The 18099-nt window shown below is 60.6% G+C and carries 20 protein-coding genes and 1 tRNA gene; 16 read left to right on the forward strand and 5 right to left on the reverse strand.

All coding sequences use genetic code 11. The features are described from left to right. Positions 1-42 precede the first annotated feature (42 nt). The 3 genes from obgE to rplU form a co-directional block, all read right to left on the reverse strand. Positions 43-1209: a GTPase ObgE gene (obgE, locus tag B9N72_RS03815; RefSeq protein ID WP_085275113.1), complete on the reverse strand. Its 1167-nt coding sequence runs from the start codon at positions 1207-1209 to the stop codon at positions 43-45. A gap of 127 nt (positions 1210-1336) precedes the next feature. After that, positions 1337-1612 carry a 50S ribosomal protein L27 gene (gene rpmA / locus B9N72_RS03820; protein ID WP_008952322.1) on the reverse strand — a complete coding sequence of 92 codons (276 nt, stop codon included), beginning with the start codon at positions 1610-1612 and terminating at the stop codon, positions 1337-1339. A 13-nt stretch (positions 1613-1625) separates the two neighbouring features. Further along, positions 1626-1937, reverse strand: coding sequence for a 50S ribosomal protein L21 (rplU, locus tag B9N72_RS03825; protein ID WP_024304220.1), 312 nt, complete (start codon positions 1935-1937; stop codon positions 1626-1628). A 346-nt stretch (positions 1938-2283) separates the two neighbouring features. Between rplU and ispB the strand changes: the two genes are divergently transcribed. The 8 genes from ispB to B9N72_RS03865 all read left to right on the forward strand — a co-directional run bounded on the left by ispB (position 2284) and on the right by B9N72_RS03865 (position 6955). After that, the gene (gene ispB, locus B9N72_RS03830) at positions 2284-3258 is read left to right on the forward strand and encodes an octaprenyl diphosphate synthase (protein ID WP_085275273.1); all 975 of its coding nucleotides are present in this window, start codon (positions 2284-2286) and stop codon (positions 3256-3258) included. A 15-nt stretch (positions 3259-3273) separates the two neighbouring features. After that, positions 3274-3348, forward strand: a tRNA-Arg gene (locus B9N72_RS03835). 179 nt (positions 3349-3527) lie between these two features. After that, positions 3528-3878, forward strand: a complete 351-nt coding sequence (locus tag B9N72_RS03840) for an Arm DNA-binding domain-containing protein (RefSeq protein WP_085275114.1) — start codon at positions 3528-3530, stop codon at positions 3876-3878. 144 nt (positions 3879-4022) lie between these two features. Continuing rightward, positions 4023-4256: a hypothetical protein gene (locus tag B9N72_RS03845; protein WP_085275115.1), complete on the forward strand. Its 234-nt coding sequence runs from the start codon at positions 4023-4025 to the stop codon at positions 4254-4256. Between the two features lie 147 nt (positions 4257-4403). Next, complete coding sequence (locus B9N72_RS03850; RefSeq protein WP_085275116.1) at positions 4404-5189, forward strand: hypothetical protein; 786 nt, start codon at positions 4404-4406, stop codon at positions 5187-5189. A 525-nt stretch (positions 5190-5714) separates the two neighbouring features. Continuing rightward, positions 5715-6107 carry a hypothetical protein gene (locus B9N72_RS03855; protein WP_085275117.1) on the forward strand — a complete coding sequence of 131 codons (393 nt, stop codon included), beginning with the start codon at positions 5715-5717 and terminating at the stop codon, positions 6105-6107. A 195-nt stretch (positions 6108-6302) separates the two neighbouring features. Next, positions 6303-6686 carry a YkgJ family cysteine cluster protein gene (locus B9N72_RS03860; RefSeq protein WP_085275118.1) on the forward strand — a complete coding sequence of 128 codons (384 nt, stop codon included), beginning with the start codon at positions 6303-6305 and terminating at the stop codon, positions 6684-6686. Beyond that, on the forward strand, positions 6683-6955 hold the full coding sequence (locus B9N72_RS03865; protein WP_085275119.1) for a VF530 family protein: 273 nt from the start codon (positions 6683-6685) through the stop codon (positions 6953-6955). Before B9N72_RS03860 ends, B9N72_RS03865 begins: the two co-directional genes overlap by 4 nt. Before the next feature lie 136 nt (positions 6956-7091). On the opposite strand, the gene B9N72_RS03870 is transcribed toward B9N72_RS03865, so the two are convergent. Continuing rightward, a complete protein-coding gene (locus tag B9N72_RS03870) occupies positions 7092-9329 on the reverse strand; it encodes a penicillin-binding protein 1A (protein WP_085275120.1) in 2238 nt (745 codons plus the stop codon). 264 nt (positions 9330-9593) lie between these two features. Between B9N72_RS03870 and B9N72_RS03875 the strand changes: the two genes are divergently transcribed. The 8 genes from B9N72_RS03875 (at position 9594) to B9N72_RS03910 (ending at position 16666) form a co-directional block, all read left to right on the forward strand. Then, complete coding sequence (locus B9N72_RS03875) at positions 9594-10706, forward strand: pilus assembly protein PilM (protein WP_085275121.1); 1113 nt, start codon at positions 9594-9596, stop codon at positions 10704-10706. Continuing rightward, positions 10706-11290, forward strand: a complete 585-nt coding sequence (locus B9N72_RS03880) for a PilN domain-containing protein (protein ID WP_085275122.1) — start codon at positions 10706-10708, stop codon at positions 11288-11290. The genes B9N72_RS03875 and B9N72_RS03880 overlap by 1 nt, the downstream gene beginning before the upstream one ends. Beyond that, the gene (locus B9N72_RS03885; RefSeq protein ID WP_085275123.1) at positions 11287-11931 is read left to right on the forward strand and encodes a type IV pilus inner membrane component PilO; all 645 of its coding nucleotides are present in this window, start codon (positions 11287-11289) and stop codon (positions 11929-11931) included. The genes B9N72_RS03880 and B9N72_RS03885 overlap by 4 nt, the downstream gene beginning before the upstream one ends. Beyond that, a complete protein-coding gene (locus B9N72_RS03890) occupies positions 11928-12443 on the forward strand; it encodes a pilus assembly protein PilP (protein ID WP_085275124.1) in 516 nt (171 codons plus the stop codon). Before B9N72_RS03885 ends, B9N72_RS03890 begins: the two co-directional genes overlap by 4 nt. Beyond that, entirely contained in the window at positions 12443-14518 is a 2076-nt protein-coding gene (pilQ, locus tag B9N72_RS03895; protein WP_085275125.1) for a type IV pilus secretin PilQ, read from the forward strand. Before B9N72_RS03890 ends, pilQ begins: the two co-directional genes overlap by 1 nt. 34 nt (positions 14519-14552) lie before the next feature. Continuing rightward, positions 14553-15110: a shikimate kinase gene (locus B9N72_RS03900; RefSeq protein ID WP_085275126.1), complete on the forward strand. Its 558-nt coding sequence runs from the start codon at positions 14553-14555 to the stop codon at positions 15108-15110. Continuing rightward, the gene (aroB, locus tag B9N72_RS03905; RefSeq protein ID WP_085275127.1) at positions 15107-16195 is read left to right on the forward strand and encodes a 3-dehydroquinate synthase; all 1089 of its coding nucleotides are present in this window, start codon (positions 15107-15109) and stop codon (positions 16193-16195) included. Before B9N72_RS03900 ends, aroB begins: the two co-directional genes overlap by 4 nt. 93 nt (positions 16196-16288) lie before the next feature. Next, entirely contained in the window at positions 16289-16666 is a 378-nt protein-coding gene (locus B9N72_RS03910; RefSeq protein ID WP_085275128.1) for a type IV pilus assembly protein FimV, read from the forward strand. Positions 16667-16789: 123 nt separating this feature from the next. On the opposite strand, the gene B9N72_RS03915 is transcribed toward B9N72_RS03910, so the two are convergent. After that, positions 16790-18073, reverse strand: coding sequence for a nucleotide sugar dehydrogenase (locus tag B9N72_RS03915; protein WP_085275129.1), 1284 nt, complete (start codon positions 18071-18073; stop codon positions 16790-16792). Between the last annotated feature and the right edge of the window lie 26 nt (positions 18074-18099).

Genomic DNA, 18099 nt, shown 5'->3' on the forward strand with positions numbered 1-18099 from the left:
CAATCCGGTCGGGATAAAAACCGGATTGTCCGAGTGGAGGGATTACTCGTCAACGCCCGCGGTACGGGTGATGACGTTCTGGCGCGCCGCCTTGGCCGCGGCCTTGGCTTCGGCGGCTTGGCGCTCGGCTAGCTCGACGGCGGCGCGCTCGGCCTGACGCACGCGCTCGATGTACTCCATCATGGCGTAGGTCACCGCCTGGGTGCCCTCGCCGGTCAGCGCCGACACCGTGAACATGCGCGGTGTCACCATGTCGAACTCGAACTCGTCATTCGGCTGCTGCTTCGGCCAACCGTAGGCCTCGAGGAAGGCATTCACCGTCAGCTCGCGCTCGTCCTCCGGCAGCATGTCGACCTTGTTCAGCACCAGCCAGCGCGGCTTGCCGTACAGCGTCTCGTCGTACTTCTTCAGCTCCTCGACGATGGCGCGCGCCTCGCGCACCGGGTCGACCTCGGGGTCGAACGGGGCGATGTCGACCACGTGCAGCAGCAGGCCGGTGCGGGACAGGTGCTTGAGGAAGCGATGGCCGAGGCCGGCGCCTTCCGCCGCGCCCTCGATCAGGCCGGGAATGTCGGCGATCACAAAGCTACGCGTGTCCTGCATGCGCACCACACCCAGATTGGGGTGCAGCGTGGTGAACGGGTAATCGGCCACCTTGGGCTTGGCGGCGGACACCGCGCGGATGAAGGTCGACTTGCCGGCGTTGGGCATGCCCAGCAGGCCGACGTCGGCCAGCACCTTCAGCTCCAGCCGCAGGTTGCGGCGCTCGCCCTCCTCACCCGGCGTGCACTGGCGCGGCGCACGGTTGGTGGACGACTTGAAGTGGATGTTGCCGAGCCCACCCTTGCCGCCGCGCGCCAGCATCACGCGCTCGCCATGGCGCGCCAGGTCGGCTACCACCTCCTCGGTGTCGCCGTCGATGATCACCGTGCCCACCGGCATCTTCAGCTCGATGTCGTCGCCGCCCTTGCCATAGCAATCGGCGCCGTGGCCCTTCTCGCCGTGCTGCGCCAGGTACTTCTTGACGAAGCGGTACTCCACCAGGGTGTTGACGTTCTCGTCCGCCACCGCATACACGCTGCCGCCCTTGCCGCCGTCGCCGCCGTCCGGGCCGCCGAACGGCACGAACTTCTCGCGGCGGAAACTGGCCGCGCCATTGCCGCCCTTGCCGGCGATCACTTCAATACGGGCTTCATCGATAAACTTCATGGGTCCTCCAGATAAGTCGGTGAGGAGTCAGGCGTGAGCGGCCGCTGCCAGCCGCTCACGCCTCACGCCTCGTGAAAAAACAAAAAGCCCTATCGCCAGGATAGGGCTTTTGACCGGTAGCGGACGATTACTCGCCGTCTACACCGGTGTACGGAACCACGTTCACGGTCTTGCGGCTCAGAGCACCCTTGGTGGTGAACTCTACATAGCCATCGACCTTGGCGAACAGGGTGTGGTCCTTGCCCATGCCGACGTTTTCGCCAGCGTGGAACTTGGTACCGCGCTGACGCACGATGATGGAACCGGCCGGAATCAGTTCGCTGCCGTAAACCTTAACGCCCAAGCGTTTGGCTTCGGAGTCACGACCGTTGCGGGAGCTACCGCCTGCTTTCTTGTGTGCCATGACTGTTTACTCCTTACTTGGAAATCTCGTCGATGCGGATTTCGGTGTAGTTCTGACGGTGACCCTGATGCTTCTGGTAGTGCTTACGGCGACGCATCTTGAAGATGCGGACCTTCTCGCCACGGCCATGAGCGACCACGGTCGCCTTCACGGTCGCGCCAGCAACGCGCGGGGTGCCCACAACAACCTGTTCACCGTCAGCAATCATCAGCACTTCTTCGAGTACGATTTGGCTGTCGACGTCTGCAGGTATCTGTTCTACTTTAAGTTTTTCGCCAACGGCAACTTTGTACTGCTTGCCGCCAGTTTTTACGACCGCATACATTCGCATAGCTCCTGAATAGGGAATCTAAATTCCTGCGCCAATACACAGGAAGCCGAGAATCATACTTAAGTCACTGAAACATGTCAATTTTTTTACCCGCACCACGCCATGCGAGTGATGCATGGCGGGAACAAGGGCTTTTCTGGTAACATCGGCCGGGATTTTCGGCCAAACGAGCCTTTGCCAGTAGGCGAGCGAGCCAAAGCAGGTTGAGTGCCGCCAGAGCACAGGAAGCGGAATGTACAGACCGTGCATGAGCATTCCAGGCACTGCCGGCGCTCACGATGCGAAGGCGTAGCTGCTTAATCGAATGGGCTCCAAGTACAACATAAACAACCGGTTTACCATCGTGTCCACCACCCCGCTCTTCCGCTCCCTGCTCGCCGACGACATGCAAACGGTCGACCGCGTCATCCGTGCCCGCCTGCACTCCGACGTCGTCCTGATCCGCCAGGTGGCGGAATACATCATCTCCGCCGGCGGCAAGCGCCTGCGCCCGGTGCTCACCCTGCTGGCCGGCAAGGCGCTGGACTATCGCGGCGAACACCTGCACGAACTGGCGGCGATGATCGAATTCATCCACACCGCCACGCTGCTGCACGACGACGTGGTGGACGAATCCGAACTGCGCCGCGGCCGCGAAACCGCCAACGCGCTGTTCGGCAACGCCGCCAGCGTGCTGGTCGGCGACTTCCTCTACACCCGCGCCTTCCAGATGATGGTCACCACGCGCAACATGGCCATTCTGGAAGTCATGGCCGAAGCCACCAACATCATCGCCGAAGGCGAAGTGCTACAGCTCCTCAACATCGGCAACACCGACGTCACCGAGGCGCAGTACCTGCAGGTGATCCAGTACAAGACCGCCAAGCTGTTCGAAGCCGCGAGCCGCGTCGGCGCGCTGATCGCTGCGGCCTCGCCGGAACAGGAAAAGGCACTGGCCGACTACGGCATGCACCTGGGCACCGCGTTCCAGATCATCGACGACGTGCTCGACTACTCCGGCGACGCCGAGACCATCGGCAAGAGCCTGGGCGACGACCTGGCCGAAGGCAAACCGACGCTGCCCCTGATCTACACCATGCGCCACGGCAGCCCGGAAGCCGCCACCACCGTGCGCGACGCCATCGAGAACGCCCGTGGCGACCGTTTCCACGAGGTACTGGCTGCGGTACAATCCTGCGGCGCGCTGGACTACGCCAAGAGCGAAGCGGTGCGTGCTGCCGAGCAGGCGGTCGCCGCCATCGCCGGCCTGCCGGACAGCCCCAGCAAACAGGCGCTGGTCGAACTGGCCCGGCTCTCGGTCGAACGCAACAGCTGACCCCGTTTTCAGGCCGTCCCTGTAGTTAAATGGATATAACAGCCCCCTCCTAAGGGGCAGTTCTGGGTTCGATTCCCGGTGGGGGCGCCAAACCACCTTCACAAGCAGTCCGAAACATATCGACAAACCCGCACAGCACAAGGCTCTGCGGGTTTTTTCATGTTAGAACCGTTCCGACCGATACCAACAGAGGCCGTCATTTTGTGTTGGTATATTTGTTGGTATCTGGCAAACATGACAATGTAGATACCAACGGGAGCGATACCAACATGCCGCTGACCGACGCCACTACCAAGAACACCAAGCCGCGCGAGAACGGGAAACCCGACAAGCTGGCCGATGGCGACAGCCTGTTCCTCTGGGTGATGCCCAACGGCGCCAAGTACTGGCGCATGGCCTACCGTTACGCCGGCAAGCAAAAGACTCTGGCCTATGGCGTATACCCAGAAACCTCTCTCAAGGAGGCCGGGGCCAAGCGCGATGCTGCCGCAAGCTGCTGGCCGATGGCACCGCCCCCCGAGAGCAGCGCAAGGTGGAGAAGATCAGCGCCCGCGTGGCCGCCGGCAAAACGCCCGCCCCACCAAAGCAGTAACGAGCGCCAACACCTGCGCGAATCATGACACCGCCACGCCCGACCGCGCCAAGCTGATTTCCGTAAGTGGGCAGGGAAGGACATCAGGGATTCAACCGAAGAGGAACAGGCAAGATTTCTCCATTATGGAATCACCCGGGGAACTGAGCGGAGAGCGGGCGAGCTTCTGAAAATGGCTAAGAACGCTATCGAGGCCGGTCAGATTGTCAGCCGTCACATTGAGCGGCCCAAGCTGGTTGAGTTGGAGGCGCGCAAGAGAGGTGAGCTGGCGGCACAGATTCACCAAACCACCCACATCACCGTGGACGGCGCCGCCGATCCGCGCGCAACGGCAAGCGCAATCAGTGACGCTCAGCGTGGCGTGAACAATGACATTGTACGGAACTACAAAACGACGGCCCGGTAGTAACGGCAGAGCCCATGCCGATCGCTTCAGGTAGTACCCGCCCGCCATGAGCGGGCTTTTTGTTGACTGAAATATGCGTCATATGCTTTTGTTGTATGCTTAAAACATAATTTAATTATGCTTTTTTAAACCCATAAGGGGAATTTCATGCTACAAAAACTCGAAAACGCCTACTTGGCGATCCTACGCTTCGTGGTACTCGCCGTTGCGGGGCTGCTGCTCATCAGTGTTGGCCTTCTCGGCATGAATGCTCTGAAATTGATGAAACAAGAGCCGCCCGTGGCCAAAGCGGAACCGAAAGTTACGTCTCAGGAAATCATCCACGTGGTGACTGCTCCGGCCACGCCTTCTGCCCCGGCCAGCCAGGGTGGCGACACACCCCAGCCGGTGAAGTCAGTTGACCCGTTGGCGGCCGACTATACGCGCGCCGCGAACGCCGTCATCAACTTTGGCGTCAAGGTTTCCAGTGGCGCGATCCATGTAGAACGCAAAGAGGTGATTCAGGTCTTGAAAAATCGTGGCAAAGACATCAAGGAGCTTGGTCACGAAGAAGCCTTTATCAAGGGGCTGGCGGATGTGTTTGAGAAGGCTCTGACCACGCCGAGTGTCATTCGCTCCGCTTCCGAGGCGGCGCCTTTCGATGTGGTTAACCGTATCATGGAAAACTACGTCACCAGCTTCAATCAACAAATCGATGCGGTAAATGCCAAAAATGCCCAAGCCCAGCAAAAGTACCTGGACGACAAGGCCGAAGGGATGCAGAGCCTGTACTACGCTGCGGGTGCCTTTGGTACGTTCCTGATGATCGTGTTCCTATCCATCATCATCCGGATCGAGCGCAATCTGAGAAATCTCGAACGGATTCCTGCTCAACCGAAGACAGTGCAAGGCGTTACTCAAGAACCGGAACTGGTTCATTCGACAGCTAGCTAATTTGTTCTACAAGCCTGGTTAGCTAGGCTTGAGCGCCTGCCAATTCTGTCATCTCGAACCGCCTCCAGGCGGTTCTTTGTTGAGAGTTTCGGCATGCATCGCGCGCGCTGGCGAGGCGCGGCCGGCGGCCAGAGTTTCGAGAGTCCATAAAAAGTAGCGGCCAAGGGCCCACGGGTTCGCATCGCCTTGGTTCGCACCGTAGTGCCCACTGTAGGGCAACACCAGCCATGCAGGTTTCCACCCACAAAAACCAACCCCATGGAGACCTTGGACAAGCGGGCCGACGACAGGTGTACTACCCCCTCCCGAGACCGCCCGAGATCTGGTAGGTGCCCCCCCCTCCCGTGAGGTCGGTCAATAGCGGTGCTCGCAGCCTCTCCATAACATGACAAAAGCCTGAAAAATAGCCTCACAACCATGTCGAATGAGCAATTTATCAATATCCCTTCAAAACGACGAACGTTTCAGAATCCTTTCACAATGAATGATGTAGCATCACTGGCTTTACCATTTTGGACCGCCATAATGCGACGCCTATTCGCTTGCGCTCTGATTGCCACCCTTTCCGCGCCAACCCTGGCCCAGGCGCTGTCAGAGAAGGAAGCCTCTGATCTGCTCACCGTCACGGACTACTTGAATGGCGAATGCCGCAACGGCATTGGCGACGATCAGAAAACGCTGAAGGCCTGCAATATGCGCGACGTGATGTTTACCCACGTCAAGAACAATGGCTGGTGCTACGGCGCCCCCACAAAACCGACCGCAAAAGGGAAGTGGCGACCCTGCAAGGCGCCCGAAAAAAAGATCGTCCAAGCCAAGGCGCCGTCACGGCAGGTTAAACCGTCATCACGTCAAGCCAAGACACCCCGTTTAGCTCGTCGTGGAGCGTCTCGACACACCACGTACAAGCACGCCTAACGACGGCTCACCAGGCAAAAAGCGGGGCAGCGCCGCGCGTTTGTTGGTATATTTGCCGGCAAATTTTGAACGGCGCGCACCAAGATCCTTGTCTGTCATGGCTTGCCGGCCACAGCTCGGCTCCTGGTGGGCTCCATTTCATTTCCTGCGTCCGCGCACGGCCCTTGCGCCGCCGCGGCTTCACCGCCTGACATCATGTACGCCGATATCGACCGCACCAGCACCTGGTTCAAGTACAAGGATTCGTTGTGCAGCGACTGCATGGCCAGCTGCTGCACCATGCCGGTCGAGGTGCGCCTGCCCGACCTGATCCGCATCGGCGTGGTGGATGAGTTCGAGACCGGCGAGCCGCCAAAAAACATCGCCAAGCGCCTGCTGAAGCAGGGCGTGATCGAGCACTTCAACTTCAAACGCGAACTGTTCACGCTGGCGCGCCGCGCCAACGGCGACTGTCACTACCTCGACAAGCACACCCGGCGCTGCACCATTTACGCCCAGCGGCCGGACACCTGCCGCAACCATCCGCGCATCGGGCCGCGCCCGGGCTACTGCGCCTATCGCAAGAAAACCACCGCATGAGCACGCCGCAACCCAACAATCCGCTGCACGGCGTCACGCTGGAAAGCATGCTGACCGAACTGGTGGCCCACTACGGCTGGGCGCGGCTGGGCGAACTGATCGAGATTCGCTGCTTCAACCACGACCCCAGCATCAAGTCCAGCCTGACCTTTTTGCGTCGCACCCCCTGGGCACGCAGCCAGGTCGAGGCGCTCTACCTGCAGCTCAAGCGCGCGCCCGCCGCCCCGGCGGGCGGCAAGGCCAGCTTCATCAAGCCACGCCGCGGCTGAACACCTAACGCCGGCCGACCACCTCCCCACGCCACACTCAAAGAAAACGGCCCGCTCAGCTGCTGCCGACCGGGCCGTCACCTTCACCGCATCGCCTCCAAGGTTGGCCGAAGCCTCGACCAACCCCGGCTGACACTCAGAACAGCAGCTCCTTGACGTTCTCCACCGCATCACGCGCCGGTGGTGTCTGGCCATCCTGAGGCTCGGCACCACCATTGCTGGCATCGCTGGCCGCACTGCCACCCGGCACGGTACCGGAGTTATCCAGTCGTAATTCCGGATTGGTGTGCTGGAATTCCTCGTAGTAGAACTCGTCGCCACCGCGCAAGCCGCCCCCCGGACGCACCACCACCCCTTGCGGCGGCGGCAGATCGATCTCGGGCGCGCCCTTCAGCGCATTGGCCATGTAATTGATCCAGATCGGCAGGGCAGCCGTGCCGCCGTAGCCGTAGCGGCCCAAGCTGCGCGGCTGGTCATAGCCGACCCACACCACCGCGGCCAGGTTCGGGTTGAAGCCAGCGAACCAGGCATCGCGAAAATCGCTCGTGGTACCGGTCTTGCCCGCCAAATCCTGCCGCCCCAACGTCATGGCCCGGTTGGCGGTACCGAAGCGCACCACATCCTTCATCATGCTGGTCATGATGAAGGCGTTACGCGGATCGATCGCCTGCGGCGCATTCTGGCCCGCCACCGTCGGCACGGTCTTGGCCAGCACGCGGCCGTTCACATCCTCGATACGGTCAATGAAGTAGGAACGGGTACGATAACCGCCGTTGGCGAAGGTGGAATAACCCTCCGCCATCTGCAGCGGCGTGGCCGACCCCGCCCCCAGCGCCATGGTCAGGTAAGCCGGGTGCTGCTTGGCGGCAAAGCCGAAGCGCTGGATGTACTGCTGGGCGTAGTCGGTGCCGATGGCCATCAGCACACGGATCGACACCAGGTTCTTCGACAACGCCAGCGCACGGCGCATCGAGATCATGCCGGCGAACTTGCCATCGTCGTTCTTCGGTTCCCAACGCTGCCCGCCCAGCGCCTGCGGATCGATCGTCAGCGGCGCATCGTTGATCAGCGTCGACGGTGTGAAACCCCGCTCGATGCCGGCCGAGTAGATGAACGGCTTGAAGGTCGAACCGGGCTGACGCCAAGCCTGGGTCACGTGGTTGAAACTGCTGCGGTTGAAATCGAAGCCCCCGACCAGCGACTTGATCGCGCCGGTGCGGGTATCCATCGACACGAAGGCGCCCTCCACTTCCGGCATCTGGCCGATGCTCCAGTCCCCCTTGTTCTCGGCCCGCACGCGCACGATGGCGCCCGGCCGCAGCTGCTGCGCCGGGGTGAGCTTGCTACTCAGTGCACGGCGCGCAAAATCCAGGCCGCGTCCGCTCACCGACACCTCCTGCCCGCCGCGCAGATACACCTTCACCGCGCGGTTCGACGCTTCGAGCACCACGCCCGGCTGCAGGTCGCCGCTATCGTGAATCTCCGCGAGCGCCTCGTCCAGCGCCTCGATCCGGTCATCGCCCTCCAACCCGGACAGGTCGACGAAACCCTCCGGCCCGCGGTAGCTGTGGCGGCGGTCGTAATCCATCAGGCCGGCACGCAGTGCGTCGTATGCCCACTGCTGATGCTTGCTGTCGATGGTGGTGAAGACCCTGAAGCCCTGGGTGTAGGCCTGGTCGCGGTAACGGTCATACATGGCCTGGCGTACCATTTCCGCCACATATTGAGCCGGCATGCTGGCTTCCGCCCCCTGACCCGCCACGTGCAGTTTCTCCGCCAGCGCGTTGTCGTACTGTTCCTGGCTGATGAAGTTCAATTCGTGCATGCGGCGCAGCACATACTGCTGACGCAGACGGGCCCGCGCCGGGTTCACGATCGGGTTATACGCCGACGGCGCCTTGGGCAGGCCGGCGAGCATGGCCATTTCCGCCACACTCAAGTCTTTGATTGATTTGCCATAATAGGCCTGCGCCGCCGCGGCAAAGCCGTAAGCACGTTGCCCCAGGTAGATCTGGTTGAAATACAACTCGAGAATCTGGTCCTTGGAGAGCGCGTGCTCGATCTTGAAAGCCAGCAGTGCTTCGTTAAATTTGCGGCTAAAAGTCTTTTCACTGGAAAGGAAGAAATTTTTTGCCACTTGCATGGTGATGGTACTGGCACCGGAGCGCGCATGGCCTGATACGATATTGCCGACGGCGGCACGCATCACGCCGACATAATCGATACCGCTATGCTGATAGAATCGATCGTCCTCGGCGGCCAGCACGGCCTCCTTCATCAGCACCGGGACCTCCTGGATGCGCATGAATGAACGTCGTTCTTCGCCGAATTCGCCGACCAGCTGGCCATCCGCGGCAAAGACGCGGAGCGGCATCTTCGGCCGGTAATCGGTAAGGACGTCAAGACTGGGAAGACGCGGATACGTTATGATGATTGCGATTGCCAGGCCACCTGCAGCAAGGATGGCACCGCCAATAAGCAAGCCGGCAAAAATCGCAAAAATTCGTTTAAGCATGATCAGAATGGGCTTTCGCTGGAAAGCGGATTATAACGTCTTGTAAGTCAGGACAAGACACAACATTAGATTGCGATACCGTCCCGACGGATCGCCACTTAAAAATACTTGGGGCCCTCACCGATGCTATCCGACAAACTTGGATTCGGCGCCAACTGGTTGAGCCAGCTTGGATTAGGGAAATCCAGCAATGTTCCGCTGCTAGGACTGGATATCAGCAGCAGCGCCATCAAGCTGGTAGAACTTTCCCGTTCCGGCAACAGCCTGCAAATCGAGCGTTACGTCAGCGAGCCCCTGCCCAAGGAAGCGATCACCGAGGGAAACATCAACAATATCGAAGGCGTGGCAGAAACCATCCGCCGCGCCTGGCAGCGCCTCGGCAGTTCGGCCCGCAACGTCGCCGTCGCCATACCCACCACCATGGCGATCTACAAGAAGATCCTGGTGCCGGCGAACCAGGCCGACGACCTCGAAGCACTGGCCGAAACCGAAGCCAACCAGATCATTCCCTTCCCACTGGAAGAGGTCAACCTCGACTACCAGATTCTCGGCCACTCGCCGGCCAGCGTCGACGACCTGGAAGTCCTGCTGTGCGCCGCCCGCAAGGAGAAGGTGGAAGAACGGGTGGCCGCGGCGGAAATGGCCGGACTCAAGGTCAAGATCGTCGACGTCGAGTCCTTCGCCATGATGACCGCGTTCGAGCAGATCCAGTTGCACTTGCCGGAGCAAGGCCACAACCAGACCTTCGCCCTGTTCGATATCGGCAGCAGCAAGCTGCACTGCAGCGTGCTGCGCAACGGCCAGCAGATCTACTTCCGCGAACAGGCCTTTGGCGGCCAGCAGCTGACGCGCGATATCCAGCGCCGCTACGGCATCTCGTTCGACGAAGCCGAATCCGGCAAGCGCGCCATGACACTGCCCGACGGCTACGAATCCGAACTGCTGCACCCCTTCGTCGACTCGCTGGCGCAGGAAATCCAGCGTGCCCTGCAGTTCTTCTACACCACGGTCAGCGTCTCGCAATACCTGCGAGTCGACTACATCCTTCTGGCCGGCGGCTGCAGCATGTTGAGCGGGCTTGACGACACGGTGGCCGCACGCACCCAGATCAGCACCATGATCGCCAACCCCTTTACCACCATGGTGCAGTCCTCCTCCATCCGCCTGAAGGAACTGCTGCTCGATGCCCCTTCGCTGCTGGTTGCCTGCGGCCTGGCCATGAGGAGGTTCGACTGATGATACGCATCAACCTGTTACCGCACCGTGAGCAGAGCAAGGAAGCCCACCGTCACCGCTTTCAGCTTCTCCTTGCGGCCGCCATCTTCGTCGCCGGCGTGGTGGTGGCCTCGAGCTATTTGGTGCTGAACAGCCGGATCGACCACCAACAGCATCGCAACCAGTACTTACAGGATGCCATTGCCCAACTGGACGGCCAGATCAAGAAGATCGAGGGACTCAAGAAGGAACGCGACGAACTGCTCGCCAGGAAACAACTGGTCGAACAATTGCAGCAGGGTCGCAACGAGGCCACCCACATCTTTGACCAGCTGGTACGCCAGACCCCTGACGGCGTCTACCTCAGGGACTTCAGACAGACCGGCCGCAGCTTCGACCTGTCGGGCTACGCCCTGTCCGGCGCACGCGTCTCCAACTATATGCGCACCCTGGCGCAATCCACCACGCTCGACGCCCCGGTCCTGGTCGAAGTCAAGGCCGCCATCGTCAACAACCAGCGTGTCAGCGAGTTCACCCTGCGGCTGGGCATGAAGGGACAAGAAGCAGCGGCCCCCGCCCCAGGGAAGAAAGGAGCACGGCCATGACGCTCGACGAATTGCGCAACCTCGACCCCAAAGACATGCCGAACTGGCCGCTGCCGGCCCAGTTCGGGGCCTTGGCGTGCCTGATCGGGCTGGTCGTTTTCCTCGGCTATTACCTGGTCCTGGGAGATCAGCTCGATACTCTGAACAGCGCCCAGCGCCAGGAAGAACAGCTCAAGCAGACCTATCTCGACAAAAAACGCCAGGCCGTCAACCTCGCCGCGCTGGAGCAGCAGCTGGCCGAGATTCAACGCTCGTTCGGCGCCCTGCTCAAGCAGCTCCCCAGCAAGTCCGAAATGGAATCCCTGCTGACCGAGATCAACCAGGCCGGCATCGGCCGCGGCCTGCAGTTCGAACTGTTCCGCCCCGGCGGAGAAATCAAGTCCGCCGAAATGGCCGAACTGCCTATCAGCATACGTCTGACCGGCAATTACAAGGAACTGGCATCCTTCGTCAGCGACGTCGGCCAGCTCTCGCGGATCGTCACACTGAGCGACATCAAGCTCACTCCTGCTGACAGCAAGACGGGGCCGACAGCCTCCCCACGGCTGAACCTGGAAGCCACGGCCAAAACCTACCGTTCGCTGGAACCGGAAGAGCGCCTCGCCGCCCTCAACAAGAACAAGAACGAGGCCAAGAAATGAACAAACCTGGCTTCTTGTGCCTGCTACTCCTCCTCTCCGGCTGTGGCAGCAGCAGTACCGACGACCTCGACCGCTGGATGAACGAAGCCGGCAAGGGCCTGGCCGGTCAGATCGACCCCATTCCGATGGCGCAACCCTATCAGCCCTTCGTGTACCAGGCCTTCGACCTGCGCGACCCGTTCGACCCGCAAAAATTGCTGGCCGCCAAGCGCCAGAACAGTGCCAACGCGCCAGACTTCGATCGTCCGCGCGAGACGCTGGAAAACTACGACCTGGACAAACTGAAAATGGTCGGCATCCTGAAGCGTGGCGGGGTGACCTACGGCCTGATCCGTACACCGGAGAACACGGTCTACCGGGTTCAGCCTGGCAACTTCGTGGGGCCCAATTTCGGGCAGATCAAACACATCTCCGAAGCCGGAATCGAGTTGGCCGAAACGGTGGAAGACCTGAACGGCGAATGGGTACAGCGCACAACGACCATGTACCTCGTAGAACAAGGGCAGAAATAATGAACACGCATGCCATCAAACTGCTATCCGGACTGGGTCTTGCCCTCTCCTTCAGCCTGGCCCATGCCGGCGTTGCCATTACGGGGATCAACATCAGCAAAACCGACGGCAACGAACAGGTTCTTCAGCTGACTTTCGACGGTCCGGCCCCCAAGCCCAACAGTTTCGCCATCTCCAATCCCCCCAGGATCGCGCTCGACTTTGCCGATACCGAGATCAAGCTACCCAATAGCTTCACCGAACTGGGCAACCCCCTGGTTCCCTCTGCCGTTGCCATCGCCAGCAATGGCCGAGCTCGTATCGTATTGAATCTGGCCAAGAACGCCTCCTATTCCACCAAAGTCAGCAACAATACGCTGCTGGTCAGCCTGAACAGCAACCTGCAGGCAGAGCAGCGGACCGCCGCCCCGCTGGACACCACCCCCGCCAGCCCGACACCAACGGCAAGCACCCCCTACCGCACACCACTCGCTCTCGACTTCCGGCGGGGCCATAACGGCGAGGGCCGGGTCGAGATCAACCTGCCATCGAACGATGTCCCGGTGGATATCAAGCGCCAGGGCAAGAACATCGTGGTAGACATCCAGGGCAGCAACCTACCCGCCGACCAGGATCGCAAGCTCGACGTCACCGACTTCGGCACCCCGGTCAGCAAGATTGATCCCATGAACCAGGGCAAGAACAGCCACATCGTCATCCAGCCACAAGGCGACTGGGACTATTCCTCGTACCAGACCGACCGCAAACTGGTAGTCGAGGTGAAGAAACTGACCCCGGACCAAAAAGCACAGAACGAGCTGGACAAGCCGGTCTACAAGGGCGACAAGCTCTCGCTCAATTTCCAGGATATCGAAGTCCGTACCGTGCTGCAGGTCATCGCCGAATTTACCGGGCTCAACATCGTCACCAGCGACTCGGTCAACGGCAAGATCACACTGCGCCTGAAAGACGTACCGTGGGATCAGGCACTCGACCTGATCCTCGACAGCAAGGGCCTGGACAAGCGGCGTAGCGGCAACATCATCCGCATCGCCCCGCGCGAAGAGCTGCTGGCCCGGGACAAGCAGGTTTACGAGGCCAAGAACCAGCTCACCACGCTGGAACCGCTGCGCTCGGAAACCTTCGTGCTGCGTTACCGCAGCGCCGAGGATTTCAAGAAAATCCTGGAAGAAGACAGCAAGGGGGGAACCGGTAGCGGCAGCGGACGGCGCAGTACCCTGCTCTCCGATCGTGGCAGCGCCCTGATCGACCCCAAAACCAACACCCTGATCATCAACGATACGACAACGGTTATCGACAAGATTCGCGATCTGATCACAAAAACCGACACCCCGGTCAAACAGGTCGTGATCGAGGCACGCATCGTCGAAGCCACCGACAACTTCAGCCGCGAACTGGGCGTCAAGCTGTCATACGACCGAATCGGCCGTCTGAGTCTGGGCGGCAATATTGCCGGAGCCGGCAACGGCAGCCTCACCGACACCTTGGTGAATCTACCGACCAACAGTGCGGCTACGGGAACCATCGGCGCCGTCTACAAGGCCGGTGCCAGCCACCTGATCGGCCTGGAGCTGCAGGCATTGCAGACCGAGAGCCAGGGCAAGATCGTCGCCAGTCCGCGGGTGCTGACTTCCGACCGTACCGAGGCCACCATCGAGCAGGGTCAGGAGATCCCTTATCAGGAAGCCACCTCCAGCGGAGCCACCTCCACTTCATTCAAAAAAGCGGTACTGAGCCTGAAGGTGAAGCCGCAGATCACCCCTGACAGCACCATCCTGATGGACATCCAGATCAACAACGACACCGCCGACTTCGCCAACCTATCGAATGGGGTTCCCTCGCTCAAGACCAAGAAGGTCAATACCCAAGTGCTGGTCGAGAACGGAGGTACCGTGGTGATCGGAGGTATCTACACCCAGGACGAAAATGAAGGCCTCAGCAAAGTGCCTCTGCTCGGTGACATTCCCGTGCTGGGCGCCCTGTTCCGGAGCCGGACGAAGAAAGATAACCGCACGGAGCTGCTGGTTTTCCTGACGCCACGCGTCGTCAGCGATTTCGACATCAACAGCCGCTAGGACAGCGCAGACGATCGAGCGTGCTTCCGTTACAATGCCTGCCATGGATACACTGGCAGGCAATTTTTTTCTTGTCGGACTGATGGGGGCCGGCAAGACGACGGTAGGCCGTGCGCTGGCGCGCAAGACCGGCAAGACCTTTTACGACTCCGATCACGAAATCGAGGCGAAAACGGGCGTCAAGGTCGCCACCATCTTCGAAATAGAAGGCGAGCAGCGTTTTCGTGATCGGGAGAGTTGTGCCATCGCCGAACTGGTGCGACGCGACAACATCATCCTGGCGACAGGAGGCGGGGCCATCCTGCGCCCGGAAAATCGCCAGTTGCTGAAAGCCAATGGCGTCGTGATTTACCTGCGCGCCAATATCGATGACCTGTTGGCCCGAACCCAGCATGACCGCAATCGCCCCTTGCTCCAGACCGCCGACCCCAAGGCCAAGCTGGAAAGTCTGCTCAAGGAACGCGACCCGCTCTACACCGAGGTGGCGGACCTGATCGTCGACACCACCCAGCAAAACGTCAACCTGCTGGTCAGTCAACTTGAAGCACAGCTGTTCGAGCGCCAACACCGCCATCAAGACTCCCGACCATGATCACTCTAGACCTGAAGCTCCCCGACGCCCACTACCCTATCCATATCGGCCGCAACCTGCTGACGCGGACCGATCTGCTCAAGCCCCATCTGCCCATTCCCAGTGTTGCCATCGTCACCAATAGCACCATTGCCCCGTTGTATCTTGCTCCGCTGGAACAGGCTCTCAAGGAGGAAGGGATTGCAACGCGCGTCGTCGTGCTGCCCGATGGCGAGTCGTACAAGACCTGGGACACCCTCAACCTGATCTTCGACGCCCTGCTTTCCGGCAATTGCGAGCGCAAGACCACCCTGATCGCACTCGGGGGAGGCGTCATCGGCGACATGGCCGGGTTTGCCGCCGCCTGCTACCAGCGCGGGGCGCCGTTTATCCAGATTCCGACCACACTGCTCGCCCAGGTGGACTCGTCGGTCGGAGGCAAGACCGCCATCAATCATCCGCTCGGCAAGAATATGATCGGGGCGTTCTACCAGCCGCGTGTGGTCATCGCCGATATGGTGCTGCTGGATACGTTATCAGACCGCGAGCTGTCTGCCGGCTTGGCCGAGGTCATCAAGTATGGCCTGCTGGGTGATGCCGAATTTTTGGCCTGGCTGGAAAACAACATCGAACAGCTGCGGGCTCGCGACCCCGCTTCGCTCGAATATGCCGTGAAGCGCTGCTGCGAAATGAAGGCGGAGATCGTCGGGCAGGATGAAAAGGAAAGCGGCGTGCGCGCCTTGCTGAACCTGGGCCACACCTTCGGCCACGCCATTGAGGCCGGGCTGGGATACGGAGCCTGGTTGCACGGCGAGGCGGTGGCGGCCGGAATGGTCCTGGCAGCAGCGACCTCACAGGAGCTGGGCTGGCTGAGTGCCGCCGACGTCGAACGCGTGATCTTGCTCATCCAACGTGCAGGCCTGCCCGTCAAGGCTCCTGACCTCGGCCTGACAAACTGGCTGGAGCATATGGGGCACGACAAGAAAGTCGAACAAGGTAAATTGCGCTTCGTGCTGCTGAAGCAGCTGGGCCAAGCTGTCATCAGCAGCGAGGTCAGCCATGACGTGCTGCAACGGGTGTTAAGCGGACAGAACGTCACCGCTTGAGGCACCGACACTACGAATTTCTACGGATTGATCGGCCCGGCGACTAGACTTGATAATCCTCCGACCGCTTTTAAATAGACAGGGGGAAAAGCAATGGACGTTCTGGCAGGATTGACCGCAAGTTTGGTGCTCATGGTGGCTTTCTCCCTTCTACGCAAGCTGTGGAAGACGATCACGTATAAGCCGCCCAAGGCCCGAGGCATCGACCCCGTGGCCGAAGCCGAAGTGTTCCTCGCCTATGGTAAAACCGGCGAGGCCGTCAGGGTACTCAAGGACGTGCTGGACGAAGATCCGGATAATATGCCGGCCAAGGTCGCCCTGCTCCGTGCCTACTCCAGCAACCGCAATGCCAAGGCTTACTCGCAGTTGGCACGCGATGTCCACGCTCGGCTTCACGGCCAACCGGTCTGGAAGACCATTCAGCAGAATGGCCGGGACCTCGACCCGGCCAATCCCTTGTTCAATGCCTGAACCTGCCTGAACCTACCAGATTGAACAGCAAGCCGAATCAATGACAAAAGCCTGTCGCATCCGACAGGCTTTTGTCATTTTGTGCAGCCGCCGTGGGCTCCGAAAAAGAGCCGCTGCCACCGCTCACAGGCGCCAGTAGCGCGCCCCGGCCTCCACCAGCGCCGCTTTGTCGAGCCGGCCCTTGACGTCGATGATGACCGGCACGCCGCGGCATTGGCGCAGCCAGTCGGTTGCCGACAACTCGGCAAACTCGTGATGTGCCACCGCAACGATCACCGCATCCGCCGGAGCCAATTGCGCCATCGGCACCAGATCGACGCCATACTCGTGGCGAGCCTCGGCGGCATCGGCCTGCGGATCCGCCACCTGTACCTGGACACCGAACTCGCGCAGTTCGGTTACCACGTCGATCACACGCGAATTACGCAGATCAGGGCAGTTTTCCTTGAAAGTCAGGCCCAGCACCGTGACGGTACTGCCGAGGATGTTGATGCCGGCATGGATCATCTCCTTGATGGTGCGCTGCGCGATGAAGGTGCCCATGCCATTGTTGATGCGGCGTCCGGCATGGATCACCTGCGGGATGTAGCCCAGTTGCTCGGCCTTGTAAGTGAGGTAGTACGGATCGACGCCGATGCAGTGGCCGCCCACCAGCCCCGGGCGGAACGGCAGGAAGTTCCACTTGGTACCGGCCGCTTCCAGCACGTCCAGCGTGTCGATGCCCATCTTCTCGAACAGCACAGCCAGCTCGTTCATCAACGCGATGTTGAGGTCGCGCTGGGTATTCTCGATCACCTTGGAAGCCTCGGCCACCTTGATCGACGAGGCCTTGTGCACGCCGGCCGTCACCACCGAGACATATACGTTCGCTACAATCTCGAGTGTTGCCGCATCCTGACCGGAGACGACCTTCTTGATCTTGGTGAAGGTGTGTTCCTTGTCGCCCGGATTGATACGCTCCGGGCTGTAGCCGACGGTGAAATCCACCCCGCACTTGAGACCGGATACCCGCTCCAGGATCGGCACGCAGACTTCCTCGGTCACCCCCGGATAGACGGTGGATTCGTACACCACGATCACACCAGGACGCAGCGCCTTGGCGACACTCTCGGACGCTTTCTCTACCGGCGTCAGGTCAGGTTGGTGCGCATCGTCAACGGGGGTCGGCACAGCAACGATATGGAAATCGGCTTCGGCCAGCACCGCGATGTCGTCGGTGTAGACGATATCGGCGGCAGCCAATTCGGCATCGGCCACCTCCAGGGTACGATCATGTCCGCTCCTGAGCTCGGTCAGGCGTTGCGGGTTGATGTCGAAGCCGATCACACGGCTTTTCTGGCCGAAGGCAACGGCGACAGGAAGGCCTACATAGCCCAGGCCAACGACGGAGACTTTGCGATCCGGCACGATTCGATTCCCACAAAAAAAATTCT

The sequence above is a fragment of the Pseudogulbenkiania subflava DSM 22618 genome (genome assembly GCF_900177275.1).
Taxonomy (GTDB): domain Bacteria; phylum Pseudomonadota; class Gammaproteobacteria; order Burkholderiales; family Chromobacteriaceae; genus Pseudogulbenkiania; species Pseudogulbenkiania subflava.